Below are 20913 nucleotides of genomic sequence, written 5' to 3'. Positions count from 1 at the left end.
GCCGGCCGACGCACCAAAATAGGGAGAATGGTGTTGCACAGAAGACACACGAGGGTATAATTCTCACGAAAAACAACAGGAATCGCGCGAAAAGCCATCGCTCGCTTACTGCCCCGTAGGATAATGTGCTCTCAGGCAATCCTTAATCACTGCCGCATGACGCACCTTAGGTCTCCAGGCAGTTTGCGATGCGTTCCATGGCGGACAGTGCAACTCCTACCAACACTTCTTCATCCCAGTCCCGTTGCGCCGACGGGCGGGATGGTTGCCAGATAAAGTCCGGCACGCTGTTTAGTGTCGGCCCAGCAATCGGTATCTTGATGTCCGACAGGCTGGCCGATCTGCCACGTCAAGCAGACCTACATTACGAATGCAACTCATGAACTCAAAATTTACATTAAACATCTTCCACAAAGTACTCATCACTTTGTTAGCGGTCACGCTGATCCCTCTGATTACCTTGTGGCTGGTCAGTAACAAGGCAGCCCAGGGCCAGTTGACCGCCAACGTCTCGCAAAACCTGGTCCTGACCATGGACACCGTGGCCGACGGCATCAATGCCTGGGACAGCACCAACGTGCGCGCCATGACCCAGCTCGGCTACCTGCCGGACATGGTCTCGATGAAGGCCGAGCGCCAGAATCCGATCCTGGGCGTCACCGGCACCGCCTACGAATGGTCGTACCTGATGTTTACGGTCGCGCCCGACGGCAGCAACGTCGGCCGCAACGACGGCGGCGCCCTGACCCCCTACGGCGACCGCTCCTACTTCCAGCAAGTGATCAAGGGCGCGCCGGTCGGCCGCCAGGTCGTGATCGGCAAGACCAGCGGCAAGCCGGCGCTGATCCTGGCCACCCCCATCAAGGATGAGAGCGCCAACCTGGTCGGCGTGCTGGCCATGTCGATGTACCTGACCGACATTTCCAAGATCGTGACCGATATCCGGGTCGGCGAAACCGGCCGCGCGATCCTGCTCGACGCCAGCAACAAAGTCATCGCCCACGGCGATTCCTCCAAGGTGCGCGGCGCGCTGCAGGATTTCAGCGCCTATCCCGCCCTCAAGGTGGCCGGCATCGACAAGGCGCCTGTGGTGTACACGGCGGAAGACCGCAAAGTCATCGGCTTCATGCGTAAATTGCCGCAAGGCTGGACCTTGCTGGTCGAACAGGACTACGACGAAGCCTTCCGCATCATGAAGCAGATGGAAAAAGAGGCGCAGATCCTGATCGCCGTGAGCGTGGCGCTGGTCATCGCGATCGCGGTTTTCCTCGGCAAGGCACTGACCCGTCCGATCAATGAATTGACCGCGATTGCGCGCCAGCTCAGTAACGGCGAACTGCAAGTGACGATCGAACAAACCGAACGCGGCGACGAAATCGGCGCGCTGGCCCGCGCCATCGACCGCCTCGGCATCAGTATCAAGCTGGCAATGGATCGCCTGCGCAAGAAAAGCTGAACCCCGGCGCCATCGACAGGAGTGAAGTCGTTGCACTAAAGACACAAATGCCGCTAATTCTCACGAAATACAAGGAGAGTTGCCGCAATACCGATGCTGTTGGTAAACACCGGTATAATAATGTGCTTACAAGCAACCAAAATCACTGCTAACGATTGCGCCCCGGAATTACTGGAAGACGGCGGCGCGGTCCATGACGGACAGTGCATCCTGCCAACAGTAACCTCCGAATCAACGACCCCGTTGCGCCGCCGGCGAACGGGGTTGCCAGATACAAAAGTCCGACACCTTGTTGTAACGTCGGCCCAGCAATCGGTTCCTTGATGTCCGATACGCTGGCCGATCTGCCACGTCAAGCAGACCTCTATTACGAAGGCCCAGCATGAACTCAAAATTTAGTTTGAATATTTTTCACAAGGTCTTGATGACCTTGCTCGCGGTGACGCTGATCCCCCTGTGCACGCTGTGGTTGATCAGCGACCGGGCGGCCCAGCGCGAACTGACCGACAATGTCGCGCAAAGCCTGGTGCTGACCATGAACACCGTGGTCAGCGGCATCAATGCCTGGGACGACACCAATATGCACGCCATGAACCAGGCCAGCCGCCTGGACGACATGATATCGATGAAGGGCGAGCGCCAGGTTCCCCTGCTGAAAGCGACCGGCAAGGCGTACGAATGGTCGTTCCTGATGTTTACCATCGCTCCGGATGGCAGCAACACCGCCCGTAACGACGGCGCCGCCCCGATCAACTACGGCGACCGCAGCTACTTCAAGGCCGTCATGGGTGGCCAGCCGGTCGGGCGCCAGGTAGCGATCAGCAAAACCACCGGCAAGCCGGCGCTGATCGTGGCGACCCCGATCCGCGACATCAACTCCGCCCTGGTCGGCGTGCTGGCGATGTCGATGAACCTGACCGACATCTCCAAGATCGTCACCGATATCCGTATCGGCAAGACCGGCCGCGCGATCCTGCTCGACGCCACCAACAAGGTGATCGCCCACGGCGACTCGGCCAAGGTACTTACCGCGCTGCAAGACTTCACCGCCCACCCGGCGCTCAAGGTCGCCGGCATCACCGACGCGCCCGTGGTTTATACTTCGGAAGAGCGCAAAGTGATCGGTTTCGTACGCAAACTGCCACAAGGCTGGACGGTACTGATCGAACAAGATTACGATGAAGCCTTCGCCACCATGCACAAGATGGAAAGCGAAGCACGCCTCCTGATCGCCGCCGCCGTGGCGCTGGTCATCGGCGTGGCGATTATCCTCGGCAAGGCGCTGACCCGCCCGATCAATCAGCTGACCGCCATTGCCGTACAATTAAGCAACGGCGAGCTGCAAGTGAACATTCCGCAAACGGCCCGCGGCGATGAAATCGGCTCGCTGGCCCGTGCCATTGAACGTCTCGGCGTCAGCATCCAGCTGGCAATGGATCGACTGCGTAAAAAGGTTTGATACCGATGAGAGGTTACTGATATGTCACAACCGGAATTCATGCCATTTATCGACGTGGTCGACCAGATCGCTGGCTTTTGCGCACAGCGCGTCAGCGGCACTGCGCTGGTCATCAGCGATGACAACCGCATGGCCCAGGTCCACCTGCAAGGCGGCAAGATCGTCTTCATCCTGTGCCGCGGCCGCCGCGGCCGCGACGGCCTGGCCATCATGCGCACCATGAAAAATGCGCGCCTGACCCTGGACAAGGCCGGCGTCGTCAACGCCGACGGCCTGGACTGGCCGACCGAGATCGTGCTGGGCTACCTCGACGGCACCCTGGACGACTTGCCGGGCACGGGCGTACTGGGCGGGGCATCGCCACGCGCCGACACCGCCGCTGCGCGCCCGGTGGCCACGCCGGGCCTGACGCCCGACATCAAGGCCACCTTGCAGCGTTGCCTGGTGAAGTATGTCGGTCCGATGGCGGAGATCGTTTGCAGCGACCATTTCGACGGCGCCACCGATGTGCGCGCCGTGGTCATGGCGCTGGCGAAAGAAATCCCCAACGACGACCAGGCCGCCAAGTTCAAGGTCGACGTCGCCAAGGCGCTCGACATGCCGGCGTTCTGAGAACTCCTGCGCGCGGCGGCTCCGGCCGCCGCGCGCAGGGTGCTGTCGTCCCCTTCCCCGCTGTATTCGCTGTTGCGCGCTGTCCCCCTCCCCTTACACCAGCTTTTGCTGCGACACCACGATGCCATCGGCATCGGCATACAACCAGTCTCCCGCCTGCACCGCCACCCCGCTCACGCAGATGCGCACATTGCGTTCGCCCGCGCCCAGCTTGCTGCTCTTTTGCGGATGCGTCCCCAGCGCGCGCACCCCGATGGCGCAGGCGTTGATCTCGTCGCTGTCGCGCACGCAACCATCGACCACGATGCCACTCCAGCCATTGTTTTGCGCCAATAAGGCCAGTTGGCCGCCCACCAGCGCGCGGCGCAGGCTGGCGCCGCCGTCGATGACCAGCACATTGCCGTTGCCCGGCGCTTCCAGGGTGGCGCGCACCAGGGCGTTGTCTTCAAACACTTTTAACGTGGTCACGCTGCCGCAAAAGCGCACATGCTGGCCGTAATGCCTGAACAGCGGCGGCAACACGGCCAGGCGGCCCTCATTCAGCAGTTCGGGGTGGTCGTCGCACAGATCGGTGGTGGCAAAGGTCATGTCGGCTCGCTCGCAAAAGAGGGAATGGAATTGGAAATGAGAACAATTCTAAGCGATTGGCGCCGCCGCCCCCGCGCGAGCGCGCCCCTGGAATGAGTACGACCGCGCCACCCGGGTGTTGGTTCCCGCGAAAACAAGGCATGTGCGACGCGCCTGATGTGCCACAAGCGAAGGGCAGACAGCGGCTGACATGGCGAGCGGAGCGCGCCATAATCGGTGCCTCTTTCTTGTCAAGGGGGCATGCATGCTGTCACAGATCCGGCGCCTGTGGGACCTTCTCATTGCCATCGCTAAACTGCCGCACGCTCACCTGGAATTCGACATGGCGCTCGCGCCCGCCGACGTGAGCGCCACCTACCGCAACTTTACACGGCGTCATCCGCGCTACCGCATCATCGGCAACAAGACCATCGGCGCGGCCCTGCTCGACACCGGGCAATTCGCCTCAGGCGCGCACTACCGCGACTCGATCGGCGAGCGCAACTGGGGTGGGTTTTTCGCACGGCGGGCCATGGCGCGCGGCTACCAGTTCACGCGCATCGACCGCAACCGCTACGTCGACGCGATCCACGCCATCAACCAGTCCATGCCCGAGCGCCAGGGCCGGCCCATGGCCGCCGGCTACCAGGACCGGGTGGCGCACTACACCGACCGCGAGAACTTCCGCTATTTCGGCGTGCTCGATGCGTCCGGCAAGCTGGTGGCTTACTGCGAACTGGGCATCTACGGCAACTTCGCCCTGTTCTCGCGCCTGCTCGGCTACCGCAACAACGATGGCGTCATGCACTTCATGATCGTGGAAATCGTCAGCATGCTGATCGCCGAGCGCAGCGTGCGCTACGCCATGTATGACACCTGGTTCGGCGCCTCCGGCGGGTTGCAGCGTTTCAAGACCATCCTCGGCTTCAAACCGTACCGGGTGCGCTATGCGCTGCTGGGCGTGGCCAGCCTGTGCCCGGTTACCTAGGAGCCTGCGCGCTCAGGCTTGCTTGAGCGCCGGCGCCCGGCTGCTGCCGCCCACGGTCAGGGCGGTGCCGATCGCCAACACCTGGAACAAGGCGATGCAACCGAACACCCAGGCCGGATGGCCCCGGTCCATCATGGTGCCGAACAGCAGCGGACCGAGCGCCAGGCCGCTGTCGAGTCCCGAGTACACGATGCCGAACACGCGGCCGGTCGCGTTCTTGGGTGCGGCGGCGCGGATCAGCAGGTCGCGCGAGGGACCGGCAACGCCGGCGGCCAGGCCGATGCCGCCCATCAGCACCACCGCCATGGAGCCCGGCACCACGGCCGCGCCCACCAGCAGCGCCATCAGCGCGGCGCAGATGAACGACATGGCAATCGTGCGGTCGTGGCGTTTGGCGCGCGTGGCCAGAAAGCCGCCCAGCACCATGCCGGCGGCGGACGCGAGCATGTAGGCGGTGTAGGCGGTGGTGGCCGAGGCCAGCGACATGCCGTACAGCGCCACCAGGCTGGCCGACGAAAAACTCTGGATACCGCCCAGCGCAATGGCGGTCAGGAAAAAGAAGCCAAAGCTCATCCACACCGCCGGCAGTTTCATGAAGGCGAAGGAACTGTCCTGCACCGTGCCGGCCGCCTGCACCGGGGCCGGCTCGGCGCGCAGGTGGGCGCGCTGGAAGAACAGCAGCGCCAGGGTGGCGAACGGAATGGCGGCGGCCGACAGCAGCGCCACGCGCCAGCCGGCCAGGGCGGCGATGCCGGCCAAAAACGCGGGCGCCGCCGCCCAGCCCAGGTTGCCGCTGATGCCGTGCAGTGAAAAGGCATGGGCGATGCGTGCGCGGCTCACGCGCTCGTTGAGCAAGGTGTAGTCGGCCGGATGGAACACGGCGTTGCCCAGGCCCGCCAGCATCGACCCGGCCGCCAGCATGAGGTAGCTCTGCGCACCGGCCAGCACCAGCGCCGCCGTGCCGAGCAGCGCCAGCCCGGAAAACAGCACGCGGCGCGCGCCGACCTTGTCCACCACGAAGCCCGACAAGGCCTGGCCGATCCCCGAAACCACGAAAAACAAGGTCATCAACAGCCCCAGCTGGGCGTACGACAGGCCGAAGGCGGGCTTGATCCATGGAAACAAAGCCGCCAGGATCAGGTGATAGAAGTGCGATACGCCGTGCGCCAGACTGACCAGGCCGATGACGCGCGCATCGTCGCGCAGGGTGGGTGTGTTCATAAGACATCCATAGTTGAGCAGCGTCCAGTGTAAGCAAAAAGCCATCGACAGTTTTGAGACAGGAAGCCATACTTTGTCGCGAATCCGCCAATATCCAGCCGCCCATGTCCCTGACCCTCCTCACCCATACCCGCTGGCAACCGCCCGAGCTGACGCCGACCCCGGCGCGGCCAGTGCGCGCGCTGGCACGCGACCTCGACATCACCCAGTCGCTCGCTCCGCACCGCCATCCCTGGGGCCAACTGACCTTCGCCCTCTCAGGCGTGCTGCGCGTAAACACCCCCGGCTCCAGCTGGATCGTGCCGCCGCTGCGCGCGATCTGGATTGCGCCGGAGGTGGTCCATTCGGTGCGCGTGCTCGAAAACGCGCGCTTGCGCCCGCTCGGCATCCTGGCCGCGCGCGCCCCGTTCGAGGGCGACGAGTGCCGCGTGCTGGCCGTGTCGCCACTGCTGCGCGAACTGATCGTCGCGCTCGGCCAGACCGGCGCCGGTGCGCGCGAAACGCTGCTGGCAGAACTGATCCTCGACGAATTACCGGGCGCGGCAACGCGGCCGCTGCGCGTGCCGCTGCCGCAGGACAAGCGGCTGGGCGCCCTGTGCGCGGCCCTGATCGACGACCCCGCCTGCCAGCTGACCCTGGGCCAGTGGGCGGCCCAGGTCGGCGCTTCCGAGCGCACCCTGACGCGCCTGTTCGAACGCGAGCTGGGCATGCGCTTCGGCCACTGGCGCCAGCAAGTGCGCCTGGCGCACGCCGCGCCCCTGATCGCGCGCGGCATGCCGCTCTCGCAGGTGGCCGGAGAACTCGGTTACGCCAGCCAGTCGGCGTTTTCGGCGATGTTCAAAAAGACCTACGGCAGTTCGCCGTCGGCATTTTTCGCCGGCGACGGCGTGGCGTGAACTGGCGTCGTTACAGCTGGGCGATAGTGGCCGCTCGACCCGGTGCGCAATGGTGACCTGGTGAGCGACATCATTGCGCGTTCAGACGGTGCGCCGGATCGAACACTGCGTCGAGTTCCTGCGCTGGACAGCCTTGCAACAGCCCCGCGCCGACCGGATGTTCTTCTCCCTCGGCAGGGCCGGCAAGGACTTTCTTGATATTGATTATTTTTGCCGTGCGCAAGTTGACCAGCATGCCGACATAGGTCCATTGCGTGCCCGCCTTGACGGCGCCGGGAGCGGCAAAGCGAAGACTGAGGTAATGCGGAAGCGAGTCGGCGTTGAGATGGTACCAGGACGCACTGGCGCTCACCTGCGCCATCTTCCGTGACGGCAGCAGCGCCACGATGCAGGCCGGCAGCATCGTCACGTGCCGACCGAGCTGCAGGGTTACACTCTCGACCGCTTGTTCCGCATCCGGCGCGGCGAAGACCACGTTCATCCGGGCCGGGCCGAACGCGGCCGGAATCGCGTCCATCATTCCTTCCGCGGAAATATTGACGATGCTATCTCTGTGAGCAAGGCAGGTAGCGCTGCTTCCAGTAAGCGTCAGCAGCAACAGCAAATGAGTCAGTTTCACATGGTCCTTTTGATTGATTGGCTGGCGAGCTTGCGCGCCGCAATCGCGAGGTAGCGCGCATCGCCGTAGGCAAGGTGTTCGCAATGCGCCGACCAGCACAGCTTGACGACGTGCGCATCGGTGGCCCGCGCAGCTTGCGCCATGCAGGCTTGCCAGTCAAGGTCCGGGGCGGCGGCGGGCATGGCGGCTGAAGGTTCGACCGTCAGCGTGGCGACCACGACCGCCTCCCACAAGTAGCGCAGCGCCCGGCCCGGCTCGCCCAAATACGGCAGCAGTAGCCGGAATGCATGGCATGCCGTCACCGTGTGCAAGAGCGTGAAATCTTCGCGCGCATGGTAGGCGCCCAGCGCGAACTGCGCCACTTGCCGCAGGTCCAACCCGCGTGGCTGGATCGCCGTCCCGGCCACGCCTGGATGGCGCGCCGCCTGGCGCATGCGGTCGATGATGATGCCGTCCCACGGCGCATGGCCTGCCACCGCCACGGCCAGGCGCGCGGCGAGCGCGGCCGGGGTGTCGTCCACCGTGTCCGGCGGCAAGTCGAGGCTCACGTATTCCATCACCCAGTACGCCAGCGCGGCGCAGGCTTCGTCATGGTCGCCGGCGTCAATCGCGTACGCCAGCCGGATCAGGCAATGAAAGGCCGACGCCGCCACGCCCGGCAGCAGGCGCGGCAGCCAGTCGCGCAGCACCGCGTCGCGTCCGTCGCGCCTTGCGCACGCCTGGAAATACCGTTCCAGCCCGCCCGCGTTGCGCCCCTTGCCCAGCCAGTCGGCGCCGTCCGCGACCGGGCTGATATCGGCGTCACGCGCCTGCAACTGGCGCGCGTTGGCGTCGAACGCGCGCGCCATGCTGTCCACCGGCGCCCCCATGCGGTCCAGCGCGATCAGCGTCATCGGCAGGTGATTGGCAAGGCGGTCGCCATACAGCGGCCCGAAGCGCTTGCTGCGTTCGAGCAAGGCCCGGCAGGTGTCCGACAAAATTTCCATGCACATCTCCACGCAAGTTTTCCAACGGCAGCGCCGCACTCTTGGCGACGCCCTGATCTCCCGCGCCGCCGCGCCTGTCCATGATCAAGCCCGCGCGCCCTCAGCGATGCAAACTCGACAAGCCAGGGGCGCCCGGCCCCACTCTTTCTAAGAGGTAATCCATGGTCACACGTAAAAAAGGCGGACCGTCCACCGACGGCGCAGGTTCCGTTCTCAGCACCGTCGCGGGTCCTTCGGACCCAACCCTGCCCGGCAGCCTGGGCAGCGCCAATCCCATCGCGGAGCGCCTGCTCGAAAAAGCCGGCGGCGACGCCGACCTGGCCGACGAGCGGCCCTTCAACGCCACCAAGCCGCTCGAATATGGGGCCGAAGCACTTACGCCGCATACCGGCGAATCCTACGCTCCATCGACGCCGCTGGCCACAGCCAGCACCAGCACCGAAAACATCGCTTCGTCCAAGCTCGGCGACGGCATCCCGCGCCTGGGCGACAACGCCCTCAACAGTTCGCTCGACCGCGTGCGCGCCGACGATACCGAACAGCGCCTCACCACCAACCAGGGCATTCCCGTCTCCAGCAACCAGGACTCGCTCAAGATCGGCCTGCGCGGCCCGATCGCGCTGGAAGACTTTGTGATGCGCGAAAAGATCACGCATTTCGACCATGAGCGCATCCCGGAGCGGGTGGTGCACGCGCGCGGTTCGGGCGCGCACGGCTACTTCGAATCGTATCAGGACTTGTGCCAGCTCACACGCGCCGCGCCCTTCGCCTACGCCGGCAAGCGCACCCCGGTGTTCGTGCGGTTCTCCACCGCCACCGGCGAGCGCGGCTCGCCCGACACCGCGCGCGACGTGCGCGGCTTCGCGGTCAAGTTCTATACGGACGAAGGCAACTGGGACCTGGTCGCCAACAACATCCCGGTGTTCTTCATCCAGGACCCGATGAAGTTTCCCGACGTCGCCCACGCGGTCAAGCCCGAACCGCACCACGCCATGCCGCAAGCGTCCAGCGCGCACGACACCTTCTGGGATTTCGCCTCGCTCAGCCCCGAAATCACCCACATGCTGATGTGGCTCATGTCCGACCGTGCCATTCCGCGCAGCTACCGCATGATGCAGGGTTTCGGCGTGCACACCTTCAAGCTGATCAACACCAGCGGCGAGGTACGCCTGTGCAAATTTCACTGGACCCCGCTGCAGGGTACCCACTCGCTGGTCTGGGACGAAGCGTTCAAGCTGCGCGGCCTCGATACCGATTTCCACCGGCGCGACCTGTGGGAAGCCATCGAAGCGGGCAACTTCCCCGAGTACGAACTGGGCCTGCAAGTGTTCACCGAAACGCAGGCCGAGAGCTTCCCCTTCGACATCCTCGACCCGACCAAGCTGATCCCGGAAGAACTGATCCCGGTGTTCCCGGTCGGCAAACTGGTCCTGAACCGGAATCCAGACAATTTTTTCGCCGAGACCGAACAAGTGGCCTTCTGCACCCAGCACATCATTCCCGGCATCGACTTCACCAACGATCCGATCCTGCAAGGCCGCAACCATTCCTATCCGGATACCCAGATCACGCGCCTGGGCGGCCCCAACTTCCACGAAATCCCCATCAACGCGCCGCTGGCCGAAGTGCATAACAACCAGCGCGAAGGCTTTCACCGGCAGTCGATCAACCGCGGCCGGGTCAACTACGAGCCCAACTCGCTGGCCGGCGGCTGCCCGTTCCAGGTTGGCCGCGCCGGTTTCGTGAGCGCGCCCGAGTCCGTCGTCGGCAACAAAATGCGCGGCAAGCCGGAATTGTTCGCCGACCACTACTCGCAAGCGCGCCTGTTCTGGATCAGCCAGAGCGCGCCCGAAAAAGCCCACATCATCGATGCCTTCCGCTACGAGCTCACGCGCGTGGAAACGCTGGCGATCCGGATTCGCATGGTGGCCGGGCTGGTCAATGTGGACGCGACCCTGGCGCACGCGCTCGCCTGCGGCCTGGGCATTGCGGTGCCGCCGCCGCTGCCGCTGGCCACCAGCCTGCCGCTGCCGAACTACGCGCCCTCGCCCGCCCTGTCCCTGCTCAGCCGTCCGGGCGTGACCGGCATCCGCACGCGCCAGGTCGCGATCTTTGTCGCCCCGGGCGTCGACGGGGCCGCCGTGCGCGCGGTCTACGCGGCCTTGCTGGACGCGGGCGCCGTGCCGCGCCTGGTGGGCCAGCGCCTCGGACAGGTCAGTTCGCTGGACGGTGTCCCGCTGCATGTCGAAACCACCATCGAGGTCACGCCCTCGGTGGTGTACGACGCCATGGTCGCGCCGGGCGGCGACGATGGCGCGATCGCACTCGGGCGCGATGCGCGCGTGATCGACTTCGTGCGCGAGCAATACCGCCACGGCAAGCCCATCCTGGCGCTCGGCAACGGCGCCGGCCTGCTCAGCGCCGCCGGCATCCCCACCACCCTGCCGGATGGCTGCGACGACCCCGGCATCGTCAGCATGGACCCCGCGCTTGCGACCCTGGCGATCGGCCAGTTCAGGCAGGCGCTCGCGCGGCACCGCACATTCGAGCGCGACACCGAGCCGCCGGCCGTATAAACGGCCTGGTGTGTGGTAAAGCCGGCATGCGCCGGCTTTTTTTGTGCAGCGAATATAGTGTCGCTATCCGCCCAATCCTGCTGAGCTCAGGCAAGAAATCGGATAAAGTAGCAGGTGGCGATACTAAAACCAGCTTCGTACCAATCGCCTCGGCGCTGTCGTAAAACAAGCTCACATGAATTGCTTACAACCATCCATCGTGTTCTGCGGCGCGCCGGTGTATCATTATTGCCTACAACCAAGATCGCCTTTTATTAACCCATTGCCTTGAAAAAAAGGTAACGACGGAGAGCTGTTCGCGTGTTTACTTCAAGTTACGAAACCAATGTCGGCATAGGCGTTTTTATCATTTTGTTGCTCTACGTGGGGTATCGCGTAGTGATGTACAAGTTGCGCGAACGCGAAATCAAGGCACTGCAACAACGCGATGAACCGAGCATGCTCGATGCTAACGAGCAGGCAAAGAACTTCGCGCGCATCCAGGCCGAGAAGGACGCAGCCGAGGAAGCCGCGCGCGTCGAAGCGGCCCGCCTGATCGCCGAAGCGCGCTCACAAGACGAACAGAACCGCCTGGCGGCGCTGGAACAAGCGCGCCTGGACGAAGAACGCATGGCTGCCGCCGAACAGGCGCGCCTGGAACAGGTGCGCGAGGCCGCCCGCCTCGACGCCGAGCGCATCGCCGCTGCCGAAGAAGCGGTACGCCTGGACGCCGAGCGGCTCGCTAGCGCCGAGGCCGAGCGCCTGGAAGCCGAACGCATCGCCGAAGAAGAGCGTCTTGCGGCGGAAGAAGCCGCGCGTGCCGAAGCGGCGCGCGCCGCCTTCGACGCGGCCGTGCGCGTGGAAGCGGAGCGCATCGCCGCCATCAATATTGCCCGCATGGAAGCGGAACGTCTGGCCGCCGAGGAAGCCGGCCGCCAGGAGGCCCAGCGCCTCGCCGACGAGCAGGCGGCGCAGCTGGAAGCGCAGCGTCTGGCCGATGAGCAGGCCGCGCAGGCGCAAGCGAAGCGCATCGCCGATGAGCAGGCCGCGCAACTGGAAGCCGCACGCCTGGCCGACGAGCAGGCGGCGCAACTGGAAGCCAAACGCCTGGCCGACGAGCTGGCAGCGCAATTGGAAGCCGCACGCCTGGCCGACGAACAGGCGGCGCAATTGGAAGCCGCACGCCTGGCCGACGAACAGGCGGCGCAGCTGGAAGCACAGCGCATCGCCGACGAGCAAGCAACGCAGCTGGAAGCGCAGCGTGTTGCCGATGAACAGGCTGCGCAGCTGGAAGCCGAGCGCATCGCCGCCATCGAAGCGGCACAGCGCGAAGCCGAACGCATCGCTGCCATCGATGCGGCGCAGCGTGAGGCCGAACGCATCGCTGCGGCCGAAGCCGAGCGCATCGAAGCAGAGCGCCTGGCTGCGGAAGAAGCGGCGCGCGTGGAAACGCAGCGCCTGGCCGACGCCGAAGCTGCACGCTTGCTGGCCGAACAGGCGGCGGCGGAAGAAGCTGCACGCGTCGCTGCCGCGCAAGCGGAAGCTGAACGCGTGGCCGCCGAAGAAGCCGCCCGACGCGAAGCCGAACGGTTTGCTGCGGAACAGGCTGCCCGAGTTGAAGCCGAACGCCTTGCAGCGCAAGAAGCGGCAAGTGTGGCGGCGGAGCAAGCGGCGCGCATCGAAGCCGAACGCGTCGTTGCCGAACAAGCGGCCCGTGCCGAAGCCGAGCGCATTGCCGCCGAACAAGCGGCACGTGCCGAAGCCGAGCGCGTCGCTGCGGAACAAGCAGCGCGCCTGGAAGCCGAACGCGCCGCCGCCGACGAGGCAGCACGCCTGGCCGCTGCAAACAGCGCCCCCGCTGCCGCGCCCGAGGTGGCTGCTCCCGCCGCCCCGGCACGCGTACACCAGGCTAAGGTCGCCACCGAGACCGTCGTCATGATCGCCGACGATTCCAAAGTGGTCCGGGTAAAAACCAACCGCTTGCTGGTCAACAATCAGTTCCAGGTAGCGCTGGCCGAAGACGGCCTCGACGCGATGAATCAGATCGCCGCGCGCATGCCCGACGTGCTCATCACCGACGTCGAAATGCCGGGCATGAATGGCTTCGAGCTGACCAGGCACGTGCGCCAGAACCCGCTGACGGCGCACATTCCCGTGATCATGATCAGCGCCGAAGAAAGCTACCAGGTCAAGGCTGCCGAAGCCGGCGTCGATGTCCTGCTCGGCAAGCCGTATTCGGACGCCGTCATGCTCGATCACATCCAGCGCTTCATGCGCGAGGGTCGCACCTGACCCGGCCGGCATCCGGTCTTTCCATCAAAAACCGCCATCCCTGCCAACGCAGGCATGGCGGTTTTTTCTTTCCGCCACCTAAGCCTGCGCTGTCGGATATCTTTACACTCCAACTGTCAAATCCGCCCTCGTTCAAAATTTAATGTTTAGTAACAAGGGCTTAAATTTCTGGCGCGAAACTTGCTTTTACAATACGCTTTTACGAGTGAACCATGCGGGCAATGCCCGATTGCACCAAGCATGGTTAAAAATATACCAATAGTCTGATTCTAATCAGCGACACCTTGAAAAGCGGAAATGAAAACCTTAAAACGTCTCTTGAAGATCGCGCCGGTCCTGCTGTGCGCTTATGCCGGCTCTGCCCAGGCACTCGTCATCAACTTCACCCCGGCCCCCGGCATGGATCCGCTGGCGCTGGCCGGCTTCCAGGCGGCCGCCGCGCGCTGGACCAATGTGTTGCACGATAATGTTCAGGTCAACCTGAACATCGGCTTCCTGGAGCTTGATGCGGGCGTGCTTGGTTCGACCGGCTCGACCCAGGAGCTGTTCAGTTACGACGACTACCGCAACGCGCTGGCCAAGGATGCCTGGAGCGGCAACGACAAGACGGCCGTGTCGAACCTGTCGGCCAGCAGCTGCCTGAACGTGATCATGAACGGCACCGGCACCAACCCGTCGGGCATCGGCAGCGCCACGCCCTTCCTGGACGATAACTGCGACGCCAACAACAACAGCATCCGCATGACCCGCGCCAACGCGCGCGCGGTCGGCCTGAGCGACGCCAGGGATGATGTCTCCGACGGCGAAATCAATTTCAGCAGCCTGTTCGACTGGGACTTCGATCCGGATAATGGCGTCGAGGGCAAGGCCTACGATTTCATCGGCGTGGCCGCGCACGAAATCGGCCACGCGCTCGGCTTCATCAGCGGCGTCGATGTCCTCGACTACAACCGCGATGGCGACTATGCCGACTCGGAGTTCAGCTACATCGCCCCGGGCGACCTGTATCGCTGCTCGTCGCACAGCAAAAAGAAAGCGGCGGACCTGGACTGGTCGGCCGATACGCGCACCAAGTTCTTCTCGCTCGATAAATGCCAGACCACCCTGGCGACCTTCTCCACCGGGTCGGTGTATGGCGACGGCCAGCAGGCCAGCCACTGGGAAGATAACCTGAACCTGGGCCTGCTCGACCCAACCGCCGGCCGTGGCGAAAAGCTCGGCCTGTCGCCGCTGGACCTGCAGTATTTTGACGTGATCGGCTGGAACGTGAACGCGGTTCCGGAGCCGGGCGCGCTGGCGCTGTTCATGCTTGGCCTGGCCGGCCTGGTCGGCCTGCGCCGCAAGCGCTGATCGTGATGTGACCTGCGTGGCGCAGGCGGGCAAGGTGCCCGCCTGCGCCAGCTTTTATTCCCCGAACGATTCGAACGTCAGACTGCCACCCTTGACCCGCACCGGAATGGTGTCCTTCGGTCCGAAGCGTCCCGACAAAATCAGCTTCGACAGCGGATTTTCAATCTGCTGCTGGATCGCGCGCTTGAGCGGCCGCGCGCCATACACCGGGTCGTAGCCCGCCTCCGCGATCTTCTGCAAGGCTTCGTCGGAGACGTCGAGCGTCATCTCCATCTTGGCCAGGCGCTGTTCCAGGTGCTTGAGCTGGATCTTGGCGATGGCGCCGATGTTCTTCTCGTCGAGCGCATGGAACACCACGATCTCGTCGATCCGGTTGACGAACTCCGGCCGGAAGTGCGAGCGCACCTCCGCCATCACCGCCAGCTTGACCACGCCCGGATCGTCGCTGTCCATCGACTGGATCTTGTGCGACCCGAGGTTCGAGGTCATCACGATCACCGTGTTCTTGAAGTCCACCGTGCGCCCCTGCCCGTCCGTCATGCGGCCGTCGTCGAGCACCTGCAACAGCACGTTGAACACGTCGCCGTGCGCTTTTTCGACTTCATCGAGCAGGATCACGCTGTACGGTTTGCGCCGCACCGCCTCGGTCAGGTAACCGCCTTCGTCGTAGCCCACATAGCCCGGCGGCGCGCCGATCAGGCGGGCCACCGAATGCTTCTCCATGAATTCGCTCATGTCGATGCGGATCATCGATTCCTCGGTATCGAACAGGAAGCCCGCCAGCGCCTTGCACAACTCGGTCTTGCCGACGCCGGTGGGGCCGAGGAACATGAAGGAGCCGTACGGCCGGTTCGGGTCCGACAGGCCCGCGCGCGAACGCCGGATGGCGTCCGCCACGGCGACAATCGCCTCGTCCTGCCCCACCACGCGCTCGTGCAGCTTTTCTTCGATGTGCAGCAGCTTGTCACGCTCGCCCTGCATCATGCGCGAGACCGGAATGCCGGTCGCGCGCGAGACCACTTCGGCGATTTCTTCGGCGCCGACCTGGGTGCGCAGCAGCTTCGGTTTGGCGCTTTCGGCAGCCTTGCCGTTGTCGGCTTCGGCGTGCTTGAGCTGCGCTTCGAGTTCGGGCAGCTTGCCGTACTGGAGTTCAGAGACCTTCTGCCAGTTGCTGCTGCGGGTCGCTTCTTCCATCTGCAAGCGCACGCGCTCGATTTCTTCCTTGATGTGCGTGGTGCCCTGCACGATCGCCTTCTCGGACTTGAGGATCTCCTCGAAATCGTTGTACTCGCGTTCCAGGCGCGCGATTTCGTCGTCGATCAGGTCGAGGCGCTTGCGCGAGGCGTCGTCCTTTTCCTTCTTGACCGCTTCGCGTTCGATTTTCAGCTGGATGATGCGGCGTTCCAGCTTGTCCATCACCTCCGGCTTGGAATCGATCTCGATCTTGATCTTCGATGCCGCTTCGTCGATCAGGTCGATCGCCTTGTCCGGCAAAAAGCGGTCGGTGATGTAGCGGTGCGACAGTTCGGCCGCCGCGATGATGGCCGCATCGGTGATTTCGACCTTGTGATGCAGCTCGTATTTGTCTTGCAGGCCGCGCAGGATGGCGATGGTCGCCTCCACGCTCGGCTCGTCCACCAGAATCTTCTGGAAGCGGCGCTCCAGCGCGGCATCCTTCTCGATGTACTTGCGGTATTCGTCGAGCGTGGTGGCGCCGACGCAATGCAGTTCGCCGCGTGCCAGCGCGGGCTTGAGCATATTGCCCGCGTCCATGGCGCCTTCGGCCTTGCCGGCGCCGACCATGGTGTGCATCTCGTCGATGAAGACGATGGTCTGGCCTTCATCCTGCGCCAGTTCCTTGAGCACCGACTTGAGGCGTTCCTCGAACTCGCCACGGAACTTGGCGCCCGCCAGCAGGGCCGCCATGTCGAGCGAGAGCACGCGCTTGCCCTTGAGCGAATCGGGTACCTCGCCGTTGATGATGCGCTGCGCCAGGCCTTCGACGATGGCGGTCTTGCCCACGCCAGGCTCGCCGATCAGCACCGGATTGTTTTTGGTACGCCGTTGCAGCACCTGGATGGCGCGCCGGATTTCGTCATCGCGCCCGATCACCGGATCGAGCTTGCCCAGGCGGGCGCGCTCGGTCAGGTCGAGCGTGTACTTTTTGAGCGATTCGCGCTGGCCTTCGGCGTCGGCTGATTTGACGCCTTCGCCGCCGCGCACGGCCTGGACCGCCGTTTCGAGCGCCTTGCGCGTCAAGCCGCTCTCGCGCGCCAGAGTGCCGGCGTCGGACTTGTCTTCGGTCAGCGCCAGCAGCACCATTTCGCTGGACAGGAACTGGTCGCCGCGCTTTTGCGCTTCCTTGTCGGCCAGATTAAGCACGCCCACGAACTCGCGCCCCGCCTGCACCTGGCCGCCGTTGCCCGATACTTTCGGCAGGCGCTCCAGAGAACTGCGCAGGGCCGTGGTCAGGCTGCCCACGTTCACGCCGGCGCGCTGCAGCAGCGAGCGCGCGGCGCCGTCGTCCTGGTTCAACAGGGCCGACAGCAGGTGGACCGGTTCGATATACTGGTTGTCATTGCCCACCGCGAGGCTTTGCGCATCGGACAGCGCTTCCTGCAGCTTGGTGGTCATTTTGTCTTGGCGCATGGTCGAGCTCCACATAAAAGTGTGATTAACTTGATTGAAAGATTGGGCCACGGCCGCCGTTTTCAAGGCGCAGCCGCGTGACCAACGCATTGCCCATGATATTCTTGCACCCTTGAAACCTTTATTGGACTGCCGCCTTGTCTATTTCCCGATTCAGCGCCCTGGGCGCCCTCCTCCTGGCCGGCGCCGCCTGCACAGCCGCCCCCGCTCCCGCGCCGGTGCGCGCCGACGCGCTGACCCAGGCCGACGCCGCGGCCAGATCGAAACGCATCGCCAACGTGGCCTATGTGCTCGACTTCACCTTGAGCGGCGCCGAGACCTTCAGCGGCGCCAGCACCTTGCAGTTCGACCTGGCCGACACGCGCGCGCCGATCACGGTGGACCTGGACAAGGCCACCATCGCCAGCCTCACCGTCAACGGCGTGGCGGTCACGCCGCAGTACAACAAGGCCTACATCACGATCGCCGCGCGCGACCTCAAGGTGGGGCGCAACAGCATCACCGTGAATTACCAGCGCGCCCACAGCACCAATGGCGAAGGCTTGCACCGCATGCGCGACCCGGTCGACGGCAAGGTCTACACCTACTCGCACTTCGAGCCGGCGGCGGCGCAGCAGATGTTCGCCCTGTTCGACCAGCCCGACCTGAAAGCGACCTACCAGCTGACGGTGACCGCGCCGGCCGACTGGCAGGTGGTCTCGACCAGGCGCGAAAGCGCCATCGAAGAACGCGGCGCCACGCGGCGCTGGACCTTCCCCGCCACCAGGCAGCTCTCGGCCTACAATTTCTCGATGCACGCAGGCCCGTACAAGGTCTGGGAAGACAACAGCGGCAAGTATCCGATGCGCCTGCTGGCGCGCCAGTCGGTCGCCGCCCAAGTCTCGCCCGCCGACTGGTTCAAGTACACCAGCCAGGGCCTGGCCTACTTCGACAACTACTTCGGCATTCCCTACCAGTTCGACAAGTACGACCAGGTGCTGGTGCCCGACTTCCTGTACGGCGCGATGGAAAACGCGGGTGCGGTGACCTTCGCCGAAAACGGCTTCCTGTACAAGGCGGCCATGACCGAGGCCCAGCGCGAAACCCTGGCCGAAGTCATCCTGCACGAAATGGCGCACCAGTGGTTCGGCGACCTGGTGACCATGAAATGGTGGAACGGCCTGTGGCTCAACGAAAGCTTCGCCTCCTTCATGGCGACCATGGCGACGGCGGAGTCGACCGAATTTACCGGCGCCTGGCAAACCTTCTATGCCGAAGGCAAGCAGCAGGCCTACGTACAGGACCAGAGCCCGGCCACGCACCCGATCGAGGTGCCGGTGGCGTCGACCGCCAACGCGTTCGATAACATCGATGCGATCACTTACTCGAAAGGCGCCTCCACCCTCAAGCAGCTGCGCCATCTGCTGGGCGAAGAAGTATTCCGCAAGGGCGTGCATAACTACCTGGTCAAGTACCAGTACAAGAATGCGCAGTTGGACGACTTCATCGGCAGCCTGGGCGACGCCGCCGGGCGCGATCTCAAGCCGTGGACGCAGCAGTGGCTGTACAAGGCCGGCGTGAACACGCTGGCGGCCGAGTACCGCTGCAGCGCCGGCAAGATCGCCAGCTTCAGCCTGCGCCAGAGCGCCCCGGCCGCGCTGCCGACCCTGCGCGAACAGCGCGTGCAGGTGGCCACCTTCGTGCTCGACGCCGGCAAGCTCGCTGCGGGAAAAACCGTCGCCGTCACGTACAAGGGCGCCACCACCGGCGTGCCCGAACTGGTGGGCAGCGCCTGCCCCGACCTGGTGTATCCGAACTACCAGGACTGGGGCTACGTCAAGGTCAAGCTGGACAAGCGCTCGTTCGCCTCGGCCGGCGCGCACCTGGGCGCCATCGATGAACCGCTGCTGCGCGCGATGATGTGGCAAAGCCTGTGGGACGGCGTGCGCGATGGCGAACTGCCGCTCGATAGCTTCATCCAGACCGCGCTGGCCAACGCCCCGCAAGAAAAGAACTACAACCTGCTCGGCGACGTGCTGGCCAAGGTGGCCGGCGCCAAGTACTACATCGACGTGATGCACGCGCCGCCGCGCTACACGCAAAAAACCATCGCCGCGCTCGAAGCGATGATGTGGCGCGGGGTCGAAGCGAGCAAGGGCAACGCCAACTTCACGCACCGCTGGATGGACGCCTACCTGGACGCGGCCACCACCGTGCAAGCGCAAGAGCGGCTGGTGTCCATCCTGGACGGCGCCACGGTGCTTGAAGCCGTGCCGGTCGACCAGGACCTGCGCTGGAAGATCATCGAAGCGCTCAGCCGCGCAGGTTACTCGGGCAGCGTGGCGCTCATCGCGGCCGAACAGGCGCGCGACAATTCCGACGCCGGCCAGGCCGCCGCGCTGCGCGCCACCGTGATCCGGCCCGACGCCGCCGTCAAGCGCCAGTGGCTGGCCACGATCATGGACCAGAAAACCACGCTGCCGTTTTCGCGCGTGCGCACGGCGATGGAAAACCTGTACCCGGCCGGGCAGCGCGTCCTGAGCGAAATGAGCGCGGCCGAACGCCTGCGCCAGTTGCCGGCGCTGGACAAGGCCGCCGGCCCGGTCTACATGCGCAGCTTTGCCGCGACCCTGATACCGAAGGACTGCACGCCGGCCAGCGTGGCGCGCCTGGCCAGGGCCGCCAAGGAGTTGAAGGGATTATCGGAGGGGACCATGCGCGCGCTGCGCGACCAGCATGAAAACGACCGGCGCTGCCTGGCGGTGAGGAAGGCGATGAAGTTCCCGCAGGAGTGACGGGACAGTGACAGGCTGACCGGGCCGCGGCGGCCCGGTCAGTGTGGCTTATTCCTTGCCCGAATCGACGTAGCCGCCGCCCGCGTCCTGCGACACGGCGACGTCGCGCACGTTCTTCTGCACCGCCACCGCCGCGAACAGGCTCAGGACGAACGACATCGCAAAAAAGCCTTTTTCGCTCAGCACCAGGGACGCGTTCAACAGGCCCACGGTCAGCAGCGCCACCGACAGCAGCAGCGACACCCAGCACAGCGTAAAGTAAATGCCCGTCACCTTCACGCCTTCGAGGCGGTCGCGCACCGACTTTTGCAGCGACACGGCGGCGAACAGCCCGTACATCAGCAAGGTGAAGTAGTAACCGCGCTCATTGAGCTGCATCGTCGAGTTCCACAGCCCGATGAGGTAAGTACCGGCGCCGACGACCAGCGCCGCCCAGGAGGCGCCGACAAAGGCGGTGGTAGGACGTTGCGGCAGGTGCTTGGACATTGA

15 protein-coding genes are annotated in these 20913 nt (G+C 64.5%); 9 read left to right on the top strand and 6 right to left on the bottom strand.

The window, feature by feature from the left end; translation table 11 throughout:
* Positions 1-379: 379 nt before the first annotated feature.
* The 3 genes from F1609_RS30075 to F1609_RS30065 all read left to right on the top strand — a co-directional run bounded on the left by F1609_RS30075 (position 380) and on the right by F1609_RS30065 (position 3527).
* Positions 380-1456 carry a cache domain-containing protein gene (locus F1609_RS30075; protein WP_167080946.1) on the top strand — a complete coding sequence of 359 codons (1077 nt, stop codon included), beginning with the start codon at positions 380-382 and terminating at the stop codon, positions 1454-1456.
* A gap of 382 nt (positions 1457-1838) precedes the next feature.
* Positions 1839-2915 (top strand): cache domain-containing protein, encoded by a 1077-nt coding sequence (locus F1609_RS30070; protein ID WP_167080944.1) that lies wholly within the window; start codon positions 1839-1841, stop codon positions 2913-2915.
* Between the two features lie 39 nt (positions 2916-2954).
* Positions 2955-3527: a DUF8082 domain-containing protein gene (locus F1609_RS30065; RefSeq protein WP_167080942.1), complete on the top strand. Its 573-nt coding sequence runs from the start codon at positions 2955-2957 to the stop codon at positions 3525-3527.
* A 93-nt stretch (positions 3528-3620) separates the two neighbouring features.
* Here the strand turns inward: F1609_RS30065 and rraA are convergent, their stop codons facing one another.
* Positions 3621-4115, bottom strand: a complete 495-nt coding sequence (rraA, locus tag F1609_RS30060) for a ribonuclease E activity regulator RraA (protein WP_167080940.1) — start codon at positions 4113-4115, stop codon at positions 3621-3623.
* Between the two features lie 244 nt (positions 4116-4359).
* On the opposite strand from rraA, the gene F1609_RS30055 reads away from it, so the two are divergent.
* Positions 4360-5082, top strand: coding sequence for a hypothetical protein (locus F1609_RS30055; protein ID WP_167080938.1), 723 nt, complete (start codon positions 4360-4362; stop codon positions 5080-5082).
* A gap of 12 nt (positions 5083-5094) precedes the next feature.
* Here the strand turns inward: F1609_RS30055 and F1609_RS30050 are convergent, their stop codons facing one another.
* Positions 5095-6303 carry an MFS transporter gene (locus F1609_RS30050; RefSeq protein WP_167080936.1) on the bottom strand — a complete coding sequence of 403 codons (1209 nt, stop codon included), beginning with the start codon at positions 6301-6303 and terminating at the stop codon, positions 5095-5097.
* 104 nt (positions 6304-6407) lie between these two features.
* On the opposite strand from F1609_RS30050, the gene F1609_RS30045 reads away from it, so the two are divergent.
* Positions 6408-7199 carry an AraC family transcriptional regulator gene (locus F1609_RS30045; RefSeq protein ID WP_167080934.1) on the top strand — a complete coding sequence of 264 codons (792 nt, stop codon included), beginning with the start codon at positions 6408-6410 and terminating at the stop codon, positions 7197-7199.
* Between the two features lie 70 nt (positions 7200-7269).
* Here the strand turns inward: F1609_RS30045 and F1609_RS30040 are convergent, their stop codons facing one another.
* Both F1609_RS30040 and F1609_RS30035 read right to left on the bottom strand, forming a co-directional pair.
* Positions 7270-7818 (bottom strand): hypothetical protein, encoded by a 549-nt coding sequence (locus tag F1609_RS30040; protein WP_167080932.1) that lies wholly within the window; start codon positions 7816-7818, stop codon positions 7270-7272.
* Entirely contained in the window at positions 7815-8804 is a 990-nt protein-coding gene (locus F1609_RS30035) for a questin oxidase family protein (RefSeq protein ID WP_167080930.1), read from the bottom strand. Before F1609_RS30035 ends, F1609_RS30040 begins: the two co-directional genes overlap by 4 nt.
* Positions 8805-8965: 161 nt before the next feature.
* Between F1609_RS30035 and F1609_RS30030 the strand changes: the two genes are divergently transcribed.
* From F1609_RS30030 to F1609_RS30020, 3 genes are all read left to right on the top strand, one after another.
* The gene (locus tag F1609_RS30030) at positions 8966-11380 is read left to right on the top strand and encodes a catalase (RefSeq protein WP_167080928.1); all 2415 of its coding nucleotides are present in this window, start codon (positions 8966-8968) and stop codon (positions 11378-11380) included.
* A 381-nt stretch (positions 11381-11761) separates the two neighbouring features.
* On the top strand, positions 11762-13651 hold the full coding sequence (locus tag F1609_RS30025; RefSeq protein WP_167080926.1) for a response regulator: 1890 nt from the start codon (positions 11762-11764) through the stop codon (positions 13649-13651).
* A gap of 297 nt (positions 13652-13948) precedes the next feature.
* Entirely contained in the window at positions 13949-15001 is a 1053-nt protein-coding gene (locus F1609_RS30020) for an NF038122 family metalloprotease (protein ID WP_167080924.1), read from the top strand.
* Positions 15002-15055: 54 nt separating this feature from the next.
* Here the strand turns inward: F1609_RS30020 and clpB are convergent, their stop codons facing one another.
* Positions 15056-17650: an ATP-dependent chaperone ClpB gene (gene clpB / locus F1609_RS30015; RefSeq protein WP_167080922.1), complete on the bottom strand. Its 2595-nt coding sequence runs from the start codon at positions 17648-17650 to the stop codon at positions 15056-15058.
* A gap of 137 nt (positions 17651-17787) precedes the next feature.
* Here clpB and pepN point away from each other — a divergent pair, with 137 nt between their 5' ends.
* Complete coding sequence (gene pepN / locus F1609_RS30010) at positions 17788-20424, top strand: aminopeptidase N (protein WP_167080920.1); 2637 nt, start codon at positions 17788-17790, stop codon at positions 20422-20424.
* A 48-nt stretch (positions 20425-20472) separates the two neighbouring features.
* Here the strand turns inward: pepN and yiaA are convergent, their stop codons facing one another.
* On the bottom strand, positions 20473-20910 hold the full coding sequence (yiaA, locus tag F1609_RS30005) for an inner membrane protein YiaA (RefSeq protein ID WP_167080918.1): 438 nt from the start codon (positions 20908-20910) through the stop codon (positions 20473-20475).
* Positions 20911-20913 lie beyond the last annotated feature (3 nt).

This window comes from Massilia aquatica (assembly GCF_011682045.1).
Lineage (GTDB): Bacteria > Pseudomonadota > Gammaproteobacteria > Burkholderiales > Burkholderiaceae_D > Telluria_A > Telluria_A aquatica.
Note: the sequence above shows the minus strand (reverse complement) of the source record. Positions and strands in the feature narration are given on the sequence as shown.

What these genes read in the sequence shown, in the direction of transcription:
- F1609_RS30045 (WP_167080934.1), top strand. Translation starts at nt 6,408, where the DNA reads ATGTCCCTGACCCTCCTCACCCATACCCGCTGGCAACCGCCCGAGCTG.
- F1609_RS30075 (WP_167080946.1), top strand. Translation starts at nt 380, where the DNA reads ATGAACTCAAAATTTACATTAAACATCTTCCACAAAGTACTCATCACT.
- rraA (WP_167080940.1), bottom strand. Translation starts at nt 4,115, where the DNA reads ATGACCTTTGCCACCACCGATCTGTGCGACGACCACCCCGAACTGCTG.
- F1609_RS30050 (WP_167080936.1), bottom strand. Translation starts at nt 6,303, where the DNA reads ATGAACACACCCACCCTGCGCGACGATGCGCGCGTCATCGGCCTGGTC.
- F1609_RS30055 (WP_167080938.1), top strand. Translation starts at nt 4,360, where the DNA reads ATGCTGTCACAGATCCGGCGCCTGTGGGACCTTCTCATTGCCATCGCT.
- F1609_RS30025 (WP_167080926.1), top strand. Translation starts at nt 11,762, where the DNA reads ATGTACAAGTTGCGCGAACGCGAAATCAAGGCACTGCAACAACGCGAT.
- F1609_RS30035 (WP_167080930.1), bottom strand. Translation starts at nt 8,804, where the DNA reads ATGGAAATTTTGTCGGACACCTGCCGGGCCTTGCTCGAACGCAGCAAG.
- F1609_RS30030 (WP_167080928.1), top strand. Translation starts at nt 8,966, where the DNA reads ATGGTCACACGTAAAAAAGGCGGACCGTCCACCGACGGCGCAGGTTCC.
- F1609_RS30020 (WP_167080924.1), top strand. Translation starts at nt 13,949, where the DNA reads ATGAAAACCTTAAAACGTCTCTTGAAGATCGCGCCGGTCCTGCTGTGC.
- clpB (WP_167080922.1), bottom strand. Translation starts at nt 17,650, where the DNA reads ATGCGCCAAGACAAAATGACCACCAAGCTGCAGGAAGCGCTGTCCGAT.
- yiaA (WP_167080918.1), bottom strand. Translation starts at nt 20,910, where the DNA reads ATGTCCAAGCACCTGCCGCAACGTCCTACCACCGCCTTTGTCGGCGCC.
- F1609_RS30070 (WP_167080944.1), top strand. Translation starts at nt 1,839, where the DNA reads ATGAACTCAAAATTTAGTTTGAATATTTTTCACAAGGTCTTGATGACC.
- F1609_RS30065 (WP_167080942.1), top strand. Translation starts at nt 2,955, where the DNA reads ATGCCATTTATCGACGTGGTCGACCAGATCGCTGGCTTTTGCGCACAG.